This is a genomic window from Haladaptatus sp. DYF46 (assembly GCF_021083305.1).
Lineage (GTDB): Archaea > Halobacteriota > Halobacteria > Halobacteriales > Haladaptataceae > Haladaptatus.
Genome location: NZ_JAJFAY010000011.1, coordinates 32741 through 47548 on the forward strand (window position 1 = coordinate 32741; position 14808 = coordinate 47548).

Here is a 14808-nt window from a genome sequence, read left to right on the forward strand (position 1 = left end):
TCACTAACTCTTCGACCTGCTCGTCCTTATCTAGACAGTGCCATTTATTGAATGACGATGGCTTACTAAACAATTTCGTAAGCCAGGTTAAAGACATAGTGGTCCAGCAGCTCGGTTAGTGGACTGACCGTGCAATAAGTATCTTGATACAGGAAAGTCCGATACTCTCATTCACTGTCGATACAAGTTTGTCTAGGCTGGAACTCACGCTCGTATACTATAACCATCGACAGAAAGGGTTGGGGTTACCCTCAATTAGGGAGGGATAACAATACAATCATTGGTCTGACTTTTGATCGTCTCTCGCTTCCCATCTTTCTCGGTTCCTCTTGCAACCACTCATATTGCATCCCGGTAGTTACAAACAAAATTTTCCAATCAATTAACTTCCCCCACCGATAATAATCTAGCTGACCATTGGAATCAGAGACCAATAGTTTAAATTGTAAAAATTTCGTCTATTCATAACAATTAACCCCTCCCACGTTGAGAATAAAGTATGCCAAGTAGTGCCAAAATTGCAATACTTCTGACAGCACTCGTAATAATGAGTGTTTTTGCAGGATGCTCAATGGGAGGACCTGATTCATCCCCGTCTAATGATTCAGCACCTGCCTCTGCTAACTCAATAACTAATTCTTCCACCTGCACACAGCCGGCTTCCGAGGAGAGCACATCAACAACAGCCAGCACACAGAAGTCTGGGTCTGATTGTGGGTCTGGGACTGCTTCTGACTGTGGTGGGAGAGACGATTCTGCATCTACAAGCACGCAGGTGTGCAAGGTCTCAACTACTTCCACTTCGGGACAATCCGAGGATGGGTCAGATACCTCAACCACCAGTACACCGGGTGATGACGATTCCTCATCTACCACGACGACATCTGACTCACCAGATGAGACACCGACCGAGACGTCGCACACCACGACGACATCTGACTCACCAGATGAGACACCGACCGAGACGTCGCACACCACGACGACAACTACTACTGACTCTTCGTCCACAACAGAACCAGGCGAAACGACAACCACGACTCTCCCTGACGAGACACCAACGACAGAACCCGACGAACCATCGACAGAACCCGACGAACCATCGACACCGCCAGCTCCGTCTGCCGATCTGAGTCTCACCAAAAACGTCAATGAGTCTTCGCCCGCCATGGGCGATACGGTTGCGTTCACCATCACGCTCACCAATAGCGGACCGAATGCAACCACGAACGTACAGGTCACGGACAAGTTGCCAGATGGTCTCACCTTCGTGCGTGCGGACGCAAGTCAAGGAAACTACAACGCGAAGAGTGGTATTTGGTCGGTCGGCAAGCTGGCCGACGGTCAAGAAGAGGCACTTACGATCGTGACGACGGTTGACACCACAAACACGGTCAAAAACTTCGTCGAAGTCACCTCAAGTGACGTTTCGGATCCGGACTCCACACCCGGAAACCATGTCTCCGGTGAAGACGATCAGGATTGTACCACGCTCAATGGTCAGAGCGCTGATCTCGGTGTCACGAAAACCATCAACGCTTCAGAGGTGACTGTCGGTGACGATGTTAAATTCACCGTTACGGTGACCAACAATGGCCCAGATGCCGCACAGAACGTTACTGTCGTCGAAACGCTCGACAGCGGACTCTCTTTCGAAAGCGCGACAACGAGCCAGGGATCGTATGATACCGGTCTCAACGTTTACGATGTCGGCACCCTCGAAAGCGGTGAGACGGCCACGCTCACGATCGTTGCTTCGATCGAGAGTGTTGAGGACACAACAAACAGTGTGACGGTGCGAAGCGACACACCGGATCCAAACGATCCGAATAACGAAGATTCGGTCACACCAGAGCCCACCTCGGCAGACCTCGATCTGACCAAAACGGTCGACAAGTCGGAGGTAACCCTGGGTGACGAGGTCACGTTCACGATCAACGTCACGAACAATGGGCCGAGCACAGCCGAGAATGTTGCAATCACTGAGATGCTTGGCAGTGGTCTTTCGTTCGTCGATGCTTCGACCAGCCAAGGCGAGTACGATGCCGACACTGGCAGCTATGATGTTGGCACACTCGAGAACGGTGAGACGGCGACACTCACACTGATCGCGACCGTCGAGAGTGTCGAGGACACAACAAACGTTGCACGTGTAACGAGTGACACGCCGGACCCGTATGATCCGAACAACAACGATTCGGTCACACCATCGCCGACAGCAGCCGACCTCTCGCTCTCAAAGACGGTCAACGAATCCGCTCCGGATGTTGGTGAGAACGTTGCCTTCAATGTGACACTCACCAACTACGGGCCGAACGCAACGTCGGGCGTCGAAGTCACTGACAAGCTCCCGGACGGACTCTCCTTCGTACGTGCGAGCCCAAGCCAGGGCAGCTACGTTGCCAACAGCGGTGTTTGGTCGGTTGGTGACTTGGCAAATGACGAAACAGTGCGTCTGACGCTCGTTGCAACGATCGATAGTTCCGCCGACGTCACGAACGTGGCAGAAGTCACGAATAGCAACACCAGTGATCCTGATTCGACCCCGAACAACGATGATCCTAATGAGGATGATCAGGATAACGTTACGATCGATGGGCAGGCCGCCGATCTCGCGGTGAATAAGACGGTTGAGGACCAGAACGCGACCATTGGTGACGACGTCACGTTCACGATTGACGTGACGAATAATGGCCCGGATGCGGCAACGAACGTCGCGGTGATTGAATCACTCGACAGCGGGCTTGAGTTCCAGAGTGCCTCGGCGACGCAGGGCAACTACAACGAAACCACCAGCATCTACACTGTTGGTACGCTCGAGAACGGTGAGAGGGCGACACTCACACTCACGGCAACAATTGAGAGTTTCAACAATATCACGAACGTTGCCGAAGTGACGAGTGACACACCGGATCCGAACGATTCGAACAACAATAACTCGTCGACGCCAGACCCCGATGTTGCTGATCTAAGCGTCAGCAAAACGGTCGACGAGCAGAACGTAACGGTTGGTGATACGGTCAACTTCACGATCAACGTGACAAATAACGGGCCGGACACCGCGACGAACGTCACGGCCAACGAACACCTCGGGAGCGGCCTCGCGTTTGTGAATGCAGAAACGACGCAAGGTGAGTACAACGAGGCAACAAGTACCTACGAAGTCGGTACGCTCGAGAACGGTGAGACGGCAACGCTCGTCCTCACTGCAACGATCGAGAGTGTCGAGGACACGGAAAACACGGTGAGCGTCCCGGCGATTCCGCCAGATCAGACGCCTCCACCGAACGAGACGGTCATCCTCGATCCCAAGATCGCGGATCTCGAACTGACCAAAACAGTCAACGAGTCGAGTCCGAACGTTGGTGATAACGTCGCATTCGACGTGACAATCACCAATGACGGTCCGAACGCCACCTCTGGTGTGAGTGTTAGCGACGAACTCCCCGATGGCGTGACGTTCGAGAGTTCGGACGCAACGCAGGGCAGCTATGATGATGTGAGCGGTGTCTGGACGGTTGGTGAGCTTGCAACTGGCGACCAAGAGACACTCACGCTCGTTGCGGCGGTCGAGAGCGCAGAGAATGTGACGAACGTCGCGCAGGTCACGTCCAGTGAACTGTACGATCCGGACTCGACACCGAACAACAACGAATCCAGTGAGGACGACCAAGATCAAGTGACGATCAACGGCCAGCAAGCCGATCTCGCGGTGACCAAAACGGTCGATGAGCAGAACGTAACGGTTGGTGACACGGTCAACTTCACGATCAACGTGACGAACAACGGCCCGGATGCCGCCACAAACGTCACGGCTAACGAAGACCTCGGCAGCGGCCTCGCGTTCGTGAGCGCAGACACCACACAAGGCGAATACAATGCGTCCACAAGCGTTTATGATGTTGGTACGCTCGAGAACGGTGAGACGGCAACACTCGTCCTCACCGCGACAATCGTGAGCGCTGAGGACACGGAAAACACGGTGAGCGTCCCGGCGATTCCGCCAGATCAGACGCCCCCACCGAACGAGACGGTTATCCTCGTTCCCAGGATCGCGGACTTGAGTCTCACCAAAACCATCAATGAATCTGTGCCTGATGTGGGGGATAATATTGCATTCAATGTGACCGTTACAAACAACGGCCCGAACGCCACCTCAAATGTGAGTGTCAGTGATGAACTCCCTGACGGTGTGAGCTTCGTGAGTGCGGACGCAACGCAGGGCAGTTATGATGATGCGAACGGTGTCTGGACAGTTGGTGAGCTGGATGTCGACGATGAAGAGACACTTACGCTCGTTGCGACGGTCGAGAGCGCAGAGAATGTGACAAACGACGCCCAAGTGACGTCCAGTAGCCTCTACGATCCGGACTCGACACCGAACAACGACCAGCCCAACGAGGACGACCAGGATCGGGTAATGCTGAACGGCCAGCAAGCCGATCTCGCAGTGACCAAAACGGTCGATGAGCAGAACGTAACGGTTGGTGACACGGTCAACTTCACGATCAACGTGACGAACAACGGCCCGGACGCCGCAACAAACGTCACGGCCAATGAACAGCTTGGCAGCGGCTTCGAATTCGTGAGTGCGGAGACGACACAAGGCGAATACAACGCGTCCACAAGCGTCTATAACGTGGGCACGCTCGAGAACGGTGAGACGGCAACGCTCGTCCTCACCGCGACGATTGTAAGTGCCGAGGACACGGAAAACACGGTGAGTGCCACGGGTGATCCGCCAGATGAGACGCCACCGAACGAGACGGTTATCCTCGTTCCCAAGATCGCGGATCTCGAGTTGACCAAAACGGTCAATGAATCGAGTCCGAACGTCGGTGACACAGTCGCCTTCGACGTGACACTCACCAATGACGGTCCGAACGCCACCTCTGGTGTGAGTGTTGAAGATACGCTCCCCGACGGCGTGACGTTCGAGAGTTCGGACGCAACGCAGGGCAGCTATGACGATACGAGCGGTGTCTGGACGGTTGGCGACCTCGCTACTGGCGATGAAGAGACACTCACGCTCGTTGCGACGGTCGAGAGCGCGGACAATGTGACGAACGTCGCCGAGGTCACGTCCAGTAGCCTCTACGATCCCGATTCCACGCCGGACAACAACGTATCGAGTGAAGATGATCAAGACAATGCGAGCCTCAATGGCCAGCAGGCCGATCTCGCGGTGACCAAAACGGTCGACGAGCAGAACGTAACGGTTGGTGACACGGTCAACTTCACGATCAACGTGACGAACAACGGCCCAGACGCCGCAACAAACGTCACGGCTAACGAACAGCTTGGGAGCGGCCTCACATTCGTGAGTGCAGAGACCACACAAGGCGAGTACAACGCGTCCACGAGCGTCTATAATGTGGGCACGCTCGAGAACGGTGAGACGGCAACACTCGTCCTCACCGCGACGATCGTGAGTGTCGAGGACACGGAAAACACGGTGAGCGTCCCGGCGATTCCGCCAGATCAGACGCCCCCACCGAACGAGACGGTTATCCTCGTTCCCAGGATCGCGGACTTAGAGCTTACGAAAACCGTCAACGAGTCGAGTCCGAACGTCGGTGACAATGTCGCATTCAACGTGACGGTTACCAACAATGGGCCGAACGCCACCTCGAATGTGAATGTCGAGGATGCACTGCCAGACGGTGTGAGCTTCGTGAGTGCGGACGCAACGCAGGGCAGTTATGATGATGTGAACGGTGTCTGGTCGGTTGGCGAGCTGGCAACCGGTGACAGTTCGACGTTGACACTCATCGCGACGGTCGAGAGCGCGGATAATGTGACGAACGTCGCGCAGGTCACGTCCAGTAGCCTCTACGATCCGGACTCGACACCGGACAACAACGAGTCCAGTGAAGACGATCAAGATCAAGTGACGATCAACGGCCAGCAAGCCGATCTCGCGGTGACGAAAACCGTCAACAACACGAACGTCACAGTTGGCGATACGGTCGACTTCACGATTGAGGTAACCAACAACGGGCCGGACACCGCGACGAACGTCACGGCCAACGAAGACCTCGGCAGCGGCCTCGCGTTCGTGAGTGCGGAGACGACGCAAGGCGAGTATAACGCGTCCACGAGCGTCTATGATGTCGGGACACTGGCGGCCAATGAGACGGCGACGCTCACGTTGACGGCGACGATTGTGAGCGATGAGGACACGGAAAATACGGTGAGTGTCCCGCCGATTCCGCCAAATCAGACGCCCCCACCGAACGAGACGGTTATCCTCGATCCCAAGATCGCGGATCTCGAACTGACCAAAACGGTCAACGAGTCGAGTCCGAACGTCGGTGACACTGTTGCCTTCGACGTAACACTCACCAATAATGGTCCGAACGCCACCTCAAATGTGAATGTCGAAGATGCACTGCCAGACGGTGTGAGCTTCGTGAGTGCGGACGCAACGCAGGGCAGCTATGACGATGCGAGCGGTGTCTGGACGGTTGGTGACCTCGCCGTTGGCGATGAAGAGACACTCACGCTTGTCGCGACGGCCGAGAGCGCAGACAATGTGACGAACGTCGCCGAGGTCACGTCCAGTAGCCTCTACGATCCCGATTCCACGCCGGACAACAACGTGTCGAGTGAGGATGATCAAGATACAGCTAACCTCAATAGCCAGCAAGCCGACCTTGCGGTGACGAAAACCGTCAACAACACGAATGTTACAGTTGGCGACGATGTTGAGTTCACAATTAACGTGACGAACAACGGCCCGGACGCCGCCACCAACGTCACGGCCAACGAAGACCTCGGCAGCGGCTTCACGTTCGTGAGTGCGGAGACAACGCAGGGCGAGTATAACGCGTCCACAAGTGTCTATGACGTGGGCACGCTCGGAGATGGTGAGACGGCAACACTCGTCCTCACTGCAACGATCGAGAGTGTCGAGGACACGGAAAACACGGTGAGCGTCCCGGCGATTCCGCCAGATCAGACGCCCCCACCGAACGAGACGGTTATCCTCGATCCCAAGATCGCGGATCTCGAGTTGACCAAAACGGTCAACGAGTCGAGTCCGAACGTCGGTGATAACGTCGCCTTCGACGTAACACTCACCAATGACGGTCCGAACGCCACCTCTGGTGTGAGTGTTGAAGATGCGCTCCCTGACGGCGTGACATTCGTGAGTGCGGACGCAACGCAGGGCAGCTATGATGATGCGAACGGTATCTGGACGGTTGGCGAGTTGGCAACCGGCGACAGTGCGACGTTGACGATCGTTGCGACGGTCGAGAGCGCTGGGAACATCACGAACGTTGCACAGGTCGACTCCAGCGAACTGTATGATCCTGATTCCACACCGGCCAACGACGTGTCCGAGGAGGACGATCAGGACAGCGCAACAATTGCAGCCCAAGAGCAACTGGTTGACCTTGAAGTGGACAAAACAGTCGATGATGACCTGACCGGTGTTGGATACAACCAGACGTTCACAGTCGACGTGACGAACAACGGTTCGAACACCGCGACAGGTATCGTGGTGGAAGACCGCTACGACGAAGCCAATCTCACGATCGTCTCTTCGGGGACGACTCAAGGCAGCTTCGACGAAGCGAACAGCGAGTTCAATATCGACAGTCTCGCACCGGGTGAGACGTCGACACTGACGTACACGGTCCAATCAACCGATGCCTATGGTGATCGAAACATCGCCGAAGTTACGGCCGTCGACCAGACGGATGTGGATTCGACACCCGGAAACAACGACGCTACTGAGGACGATCAAGATAGCGTAGCCAGTGGGGCCCAGCCGATCTATCGGGGTCTTAATATCGACTTCGGATCTGCAAACACCCCGTTCCTGCCGGGGAGCCAAACGTTCACATTCGGTGAGAATGTCAGTGGTGTCGAATTCGATCAGAACAACGTCCTCGTCGCTGGCATCGACAGAGGCAACGACGGAAATAGATTCATCGTCGACGAGGATTACACCGATACCATCACTTCGACAAGTGGAGACCAGGACTCCTTCACGATCAACTACAATGGGTTCGGAACGATTGAAGATGGTGATCAGTACGTAGTCGCCATCAAGCAGTACGATAGGACCACTGGCGCCGGAGAGCTTCATGACCGGAATTTACCTCCGGGCACAACGACTCCGTTCGATTACCAGCTGAATGACGTCTCCAGTGGAGAACGGACCGGTAGTTATCCATTCCTTGGTCCGAACGAAAGACGAAGCGCTGTCATAAGCGATAACAGCGATTACTTCGGTGAGAGTGACAATCCAGGAGTCATCCAGGGTACATACGGCACGGGCACCTACAAAATAGTTGGCGATAATGCGGGAAGTAGTTCAGCAACGGTCAACGCAGCGTCATTCTCTGCTGAATCAGCGCCGGCATCCAGCAGTACAAGTCAAGATACGACGGACGACACGACTACCACGACGACACCTGAGATGACTGAGACGTCGAGCGACAACTCGTCGACTACGACGACGGCGACACGAACGACGACTGAACCAAATACGAAGACGACCACCACAACCAAGACATCGACTGAAGAACCAACCGAAACGACAACTGAAACGGTAACGACGACAAAGACACCAACCACGAGGGAGACTGAAACCCCGACCACGACAGACACAGCGACAGAAACGACTGAACCAACGACAACAGTGAATACGACAACGGCACCGACAACCAAACCCTCGCCTACGACCACGACGTCAACCACCACGGAGACTGAAACAGTAACAGAAACTACGGAGGCACCGACTGAAACATCAATTCAGACGACCAAACCAAAGACAACGGTGAACACGACAACGGCACCGACGACTGAAGCAGCGACCGTGACAAACAAAACCGCCAATACGCCGTTTGACGCCACCAATACGACGACTGCCTCGTAGGCGACCATCTCGGCACGGGTTTCTTCCCTAATTGTTCACAATTTTCAATTTCATGGATTAGTTCCTCAGGAGATTGTATTTATACCCGCTGATGTCTAATAGCTAAAGTACTATCGACTTATTATAATTACTTAATATCATTTAGAGAAACGACCGCTTAGTAATCGGTCAGTCGGATCTTTCCCTCAACTTCATACAGATGACCATGCATATATAGGCGTTCGATAATATCCTCGGCACCAGGTTGGTCTAAGTCCTCTTTTCTCGCTAGAATATCATAGGCGCGTCTATATGTTAGCTCCTCTTCCTCTGGCATCTCACTCATTAACGCAGTGAGTGCTTTTTTGCCAAGTGGTGTGAGAGGCTTCCTTCGGTGAAAACTCATTGATATAATACTGTACGTGTACTATTGACCTAAATCCTTGGAATTGAACACATACTCATCTGTCCGTTGGCGAATGACAAAAATAAATGAATAATATTTAATAGTTAGTTATCTTTTTTCAGGTTTTGCTGTTTAATGCTGCCTTCGTTGGTTTTAGAGTCATATGGAAACCAATTTGGAACAAGGAATAGGAGATCCCGGAATCTCATTTATTGAAGCATACCATAAATTAGTTGTATGACATTGTCTAGTTTAACTCCTCTTCGACAGGCGTTCAGTTGTCGAGCGATTGGTGCGGTCTCTGATGATTATTGTAATGCATAAATTGTTCAAGCTATCTCCGGACGCTGGGCCGATTGTCCACCCACGATGTATGGAAGCGGTCGATCCGCTGTTTGAGCGTGTGAAATCACTTTTCGACGAGGTTTCGCTCCGTATAATCAAGCTAACCGCTCAATCCGATACGAAAGAGAGAAATCCGAAAGCCGTAGTCATCGACGATAAATACAGTGTCTGAAGATCCTGTTTCTCCGGGCAAATCAGACAGAAACGCAACCGCTGGATCAGTACCATGCTCATCAAATACTTCGATACCGAGCAGCAGCTTTGTTTTGATGTCTATTGAAGCGTACACCCAAGACTATATGCCGTTAATTTTGATAGCGGGTTCATCCACCGCGACCCACGTCGGCGATGCCGTTACCAGAACGCGTCGCGTTCTGATTGGTACATGAGAGCTCTGCTCTCGTGAACGATCGCGATCTGACAGCGTGTCCGATTCGCTTGACGGCAGCGAAGATTATCGAGGTAGTCGAACAGAGAATGGAGTGAGTTTGGAATCGTCAGATTCGAGTGCCGAATGTGGCTTTATCACCGAGCCAATGCTCGCTATTCAGGTCGGTGATCAGTCAGCCGGATCTTTCCTTCGACTTCGTAGATGTGGCCCCGCATGTAGAGTCGTTCGATGATATCTTCGGCCGCTGGCTGCTCAAGCTCCTCACGATCTTTGAGGGTTGCGTACGCTTGCTCGTATGTGAGTTCTCCGTCACTCGGCAATGCGTTTACGAGTGCATCGAGTGCGTCTTGCGCAAGTGGTGTGAGTGGTGATTGCCGATTCGAAATCATCGATATGCTCAAAGACATGGACTACCGATGTAAAGCCTTGGGACAAAATGACACTCGCCTCGTTGGTGATCGGATGCAAGGGAACAATCGGCGTGGAAGGATGGGTTGGATTGAGGCCACCGCTGTTGACTGGATTACGCTGACTGCAGATCCCTCTTCGAAGGCTAGGCATAAAGAGGTCAACCAACCAGAGTGGAAGTGAAACTGAATACACGCGATCAAAGTTACGTCCGTACGGTTCTCACTGGCAACGCCGCACGAAGAATGGGCTTGAGTTAGTATGATATACTAACCAACGATGCCCAACAAGATAGACGCTCCGGCGATAGCCTCGTTCTCCAAGTATCAAGGGCAACTGAGTCGTGAGTTAGCATAGCATACTAACAGATATTGGTCCATAGTCGGACAATAAGTTCCATAGAGTGTTGGAATTCAGTTTCAATAGATCGCGCTAGTCTCCATAATACAAGTGACTTAATCACGATCCGGACAGTTATGTAGAAGATAAAAGGATTAATTGTTGAATTAAACTTGAGTAAACACCTTCGAGACATTTACTCGTGAAGTGAATAAGAGGCAACACCATAAACGGTTGGTTATAAGGCTATACCACGGCGGTTGACTCTGGTCGGCCCATATGAATAGCAATATCGATCAGACAGGAGGAAGTGGCTAGTAGACGATCCAAGGAAGTGCCAAAGGTAAAATTAGTTATGAAATCGATTGGACGCGAGTATCGCAAATACAACTCTCGTCACGGCGCCACAACGAAACGAGAACAGATCAGATGGCTCTCAGGTTGGAATATGACACTAATCAAGAGTCGATTTCATGATCGACCTACTACAGACTCGATGCAGCGAATAGGGGAGGGGGGGAGAGAGAGAGCACTATTTCCAGTGCTCTCGAATTTGGGCTAGGCCCTACTATCCGTTTAGGCCGTCAACTAGTTAATATCTCTCGATTCATTATTGTAACTAATAAGTAGTAGCGGATTACGGAGTAATTTGATACTATCCGTATTAAATCTTCCTCTGAGTATAGTCTAGTGTATCGTGTTCCAGTTGGTGGAGGGGAAGCACTGGAAACACCACTCTCTCTGTGGTCTTCGAGTTCAAAGAACGACTTTCACGAAAATCTATCCCCGCCTCACAAGATCTGTACCGGTCAAAATCGGATGGTAGCACTGGAAATACCACTCTCTACTGTCCTCTCTCGTCTCGAAGCACTGGAAACGGTGGTGTAGTGAAGCACTGGAAATGGTGGTGTCTGACGCGAGGGAAACATCTATTATCGAAGCACTGGAAACGATGGACTAGCCAAAAGCACTGGAAACCCCACCTCCACTATAGCATTGGAAATCATGCTACTCACCCACACTAATGAATGAAATCAGTTTTCAACCCGATGATTCGTTGTACAGAAACCGCGATAGTTTATCGGAAGATTATACGCCACAGACAATTGTCGGACGAGATGATGAAATCAAACAGTACCATACGGCACTCCAGCCTGTTATAAATGGGGAACGACCGAGCAACATTTTTCTCTATGGAAAAACTGGAGTTGGAAAAACTGCGGTCACAAACTATCTGCTAAACCAACTAGCAGACGATGCCCATCGTTTTGATCTGGACCTCTCGATTATCTCACTCAATTGTGAAGGCCTGAACAGTAGCTATCAAGTTGCAGTCAACCTCGTGAACCGGATTCGAGCACCGGAAGACCAGATCAGCAAAACCGGTCATCCACAATATGAAATCTATGAGTTTCTATGGCGCGAACTCGATGATCTCGGTGGGACTGTCCTCCTCGTTCTCGACGAAGTTGATAACATCGGTGAAAGCGATAGCATCCTCTATCAGATTCCGCGTGCACGAAGCAATGGAAACATTGCGGACGCAAAGGTCGGGATCATTGGAATCAGCAACGATCTCGCGTTCCGAGAAAATTTATCGGCGAAAGTCCGATCGTCGCTCTGTGAAAAATCGATTTCGTTCCCACCATACGATGCTACCGAACTTCGTAGTGTCTTAGAGCAACGCGCTGATGTCGCATTCCATGATAATGCACTTTCATCGGAGGTGCTTCCGCTCTGTGCAGCATACGGTGCTCAAGACGCTGGCGACGCACGCAAGGCACTCGACTTGCTTCGAGGAGCTGGTGATCTCGCTCGAGCAAATAACGCAGATATGGTTACTGAAAACCACGTTAACCAAGCGCGGGATGAACTCGAGCGTGAAGAACTGATGGATGGGATTGCTGATCTTGCTGATCATCAGCAACTCGTCCTCTATGCACTCACGACATTAGAAGCAGAGCAAGAAACGCCTGCTCGATCACAAGCTGTATTCGATCGATATAAAGAACTCTGTACCTTTGCTGCATTTGACGCACGCACAAGCCGTCGTGTCCGCGATTTCTTGGCTGATCTTGCAAAACTCAGTATCATAATTTCTTCTCAACGAAATGATGGTCTCTCAGGTGGCCAATATCGTGATCATGAGTTAGATCACGATCTTACCACCATTCTCAATGCGATGAGCGAGCTAATTGAACGAGTTGGTATTCACCAGAGTGTACGGACACACATTAAAGAATCAGATAGTATCGTGCTTTCTGAGTGAACAAGTACTGCTCAGGTCGCAAGTATCCCATCCGGCACTGGATCTGCATCCTGATGACTCTTTTCGATGGTCTGTTCTGTGGATCGCCGGAGTATCACCGAAAATAAGATCACTATATCGCAATGATGTCTTCATATCACAAGTAAAACGAACAAAATGACTGGAACGGACGGAATGAGCAAAACGAACGAAACGAATCAAACGAATGCGTCGAAGGGAATGACTTCAGAGAATATCTCTCTCGGTCAGGAATCATCTTCCTCCTGGGAAACGAACGAAACGAGTGTAACGAACTCATTGATACAAATGAGATTGTTTGGTTCAATGAGCATAACGAACAGCGGGTTTTAACATCACGGTGTTCCATTCATCGAACGAAACACTCGCACCGAACGAACCAACCGTAACGAACGAAACGAAGAAAATGACCTCACTGAAAGGAACGAACTACATGAGCGACACGAACACTTCACGAATTACCGTAGCGAATCAAAAAGGAGGCGCAGGAAAAACAACGGACGTCATCCACACCGCTGGCGCACTCTCCGCGCGCGGCCATGACGTACTTCTTGTCGATATCGACTATCATGGAGGCCTCACGTGCTCACTCGGCTACAACGATCTGTACTACGATACGGATCGGACAACGCTATTCGATGTTCTTGATTTTGACCAGATGGAGTCGGTGAAAGACATCATCATTGAACACAACGAATTCGATATCCTCCCAGCCAGCGAGAAGCTCGCGAACAATAAGAACATTCAGACTCTGCTTGAAGCCCCTAAAAGTCGAGAACGGCTTGGAATGACCCTTGACAAACTCGACAATGATTACGACTATGTTATCGTAGACACTCCTCCGTCTCTCAATGTGCTCACCGATAATGCACTTGTTGCGACTGGAAACGTAGTGATTCCGGTGATCCCTGAGAAACTAAACGCCAATAGCCTCCAGATTTTTGCGAAACAGCTTCGTTCACTTGAACCAGCCTATGGAGATATCACCCGCCTCGCAATCATGTGCAACCGCGTTGAGCAGAATGGTGAACACCGAAGAACTATTGACGAGATAAAATCGGCGTACTCACTGCCTGTATTCGAGATTCCGAAGCGTACAGATCTCTCACAGTCAATCGGCGAAGGTAACTCAATCTTCGGTTTCGAGAAGGAGAACAAGCGCGTTGAAGACGCCCGCGAACTGTTCAATGAGGTCGCCGACTTATTTGACGAAACGTTTGAGAAAACCGCATCCCTGAAGGTGAAAGCATGAGTGACGGTTGGGGAGATGCTTCTGGTATCGAGGGGAACTACGAGGGCAATGACGAGGAAAAAACGAACGAGATGAACGAAACGACTGAAACGAGTTCATCGAATAGTACCGAGGAAACGAGTTCAACGAGACAAACGAAGACGAATATCAAGAATGAGTGGAACGGCCGGACGATCTATATTCCAGACGGTATTCTCGACGAACTTGAGGACACGTACCTAGAATCCCAATTGAAGGTTCGGAAAGCTGGTCAAGACAAGTTCAAAAAGAACCGTCATTTCTATCCTCTCCTCGTGCAGTTCGGTTTGGAAGCACTTTCAGACGCCGATGCCGACGAAATCCAAACTCGTCTTTCCAGTATCGGAGACAAATAACGCTGTCACACAAGAGCAACCACCGTTCCTGAATATTCCTCTCCTCGTTTTCACCTCCAAAGCAGAGTGATTCCATGCGGATCGTGGTTTTCGTTAGAGAATCAGCGATTCAGTGTCACAGGCCGTTTTGTGCTTTGCGA

At 51.6% G+C, this 14808-nt stretch carries 6 protein-coding genes and 1 pseudogene; 4 read left to right on the forward strand and 3 right to left on the reverse strand.

The genetic code is table 11. From position 1 onward, the window contains the following. Positions 1-499: 499 nt before the first annotated feature. Complete coding sequence (locus LJF34_RS26800; RefSeq protein ID WP_231189422.1) at positions 500-8887, forward strand: DUF11 domain-containing protein; 8388 nt, start codon at positions 500-502, stop codon at positions 8885-8887. A 157-nt stretch (positions 8888-9044) separates the two neighbouring features. On the opposite strand, the gene LJF34_RS26805 is transcribed toward LJF34_RS26800, so the two are convergent. The 3 genes and pseudogenes from LJF34_RS26805 to LJF34_RS26815 form a co-directional block, all read right to left on the reverse strand. Next, entirely contained in the window at positions 9045-9272 is a 228-nt protein-coding gene (locus tag LJF34_RS26805; RefSeq protein ID WP_231189424.1) for a hypothetical protein, read from the reverse strand. 274 nt (positions 9273-9546) lie between these two features. Beyond that, a pseudogene (locus LJF34_RS26810) lies at positions 9547-9969 on the reverse strand (DDE-type integrase/transposase/recombinase); the annotation flags it as partial. 191 nt (positions 9970-10160) lie between these two features. Then, positions 10161-10397: a hypothetical protein gene (locus LJF34_RS26815; protein WP_231189427.1), complete on the reverse strand. Its 237-nt coding sequence runs from the start codon at positions 10395-10397 to the stop codon at positions 10161-10163. Positions 10398-11779: 1382 nt separating this feature from the next. Here LJF34_RS26815 and LJF34_RS26820 point away from each other — a divergent pair. The 3 genes from LJF34_RS26820 (at position 11780) to LJF34_RS26830 (ending at position 14668) form a co-directional block, all read left to right on the forward strand. Then, positions 11780-13024 (forward strand): orc1/cdc6 family replication initiation protein, encoded by a 1245-nt coding sequence (locus LJF34_RS26820; RefSeq protein WP_231189430.1) that lies wholly within the window; start codon positions 11780-11782, stop codon positions 13022-13024. A gap of 451 nt (positions 13025-13475) precedes the next feature. Continuing rightward, positions 13476-14294: a ParA family protein gene (locus tag LJF34_RS26825; protein ID WP_231189433.1), complete on the forward strand. Its 819-nt coding sequence runs from the start codon at positions 13476-13478 to the stop codon at positions 14292-14294. Continuing rightward, positions 14291-14668, forward strand: a complete 378-nt coding sequence (locus LJF34_RS26830) for a hypothetical protein (protein WP_231189435.1) — start codon at positions 14291-14293, stop codon at positions 14666-14668. Before LJF34_RS26825 ends, LJF34_RS26830 begins: the two co-directional genes overlap by 4 nt. The last annotated feature ends 140 nt before the right edge of the window (positions 14669-14808 follow it).

Coding starts and splice junctions, on each gene's coding strand:
- LJF34_RS26820 (WP_231189430.1), top strand. CDS start 11,780: ATGAATGAAATCAGTTTTCAACCCGATGATTCGTTGTACAGAAACCGC.
- LJF34_RS26800 (WP_231189422.1), top strand. CDS start 500: ATGCCAAGTAGTGCCAAAATTGCAATACTTCTGACAGCACTCGTAATA.
- LJF34_RS26815 (WP_231189427.1), bottom strand. CDS start 10,397: ATGATTTCGAATCGGCAATCACCACTCACACCACTTGCGCAAGACGCA.
- LJF34_RS26805 (WP_231189424.1), bottom strand. CDS start 9,272: ATGAGTTTTCACCGAAGGAAGCCTCTCACACCACTTGGCAAAAAAGCA.
- LJF34_RS26825 (WP_231189433.1), top strand. CDS start 13,476: ATGAGCGACACGAACACTTCACGAATTACCGTAGCGAATCAAAAAGGA.
- LJF34_RS26830 (WP_231189435.1), top strand. CDS start 14,291: ATGAGTGACGGTTGGGGAGATGCTTCTGGTATCGAGGGGAACTACGAG.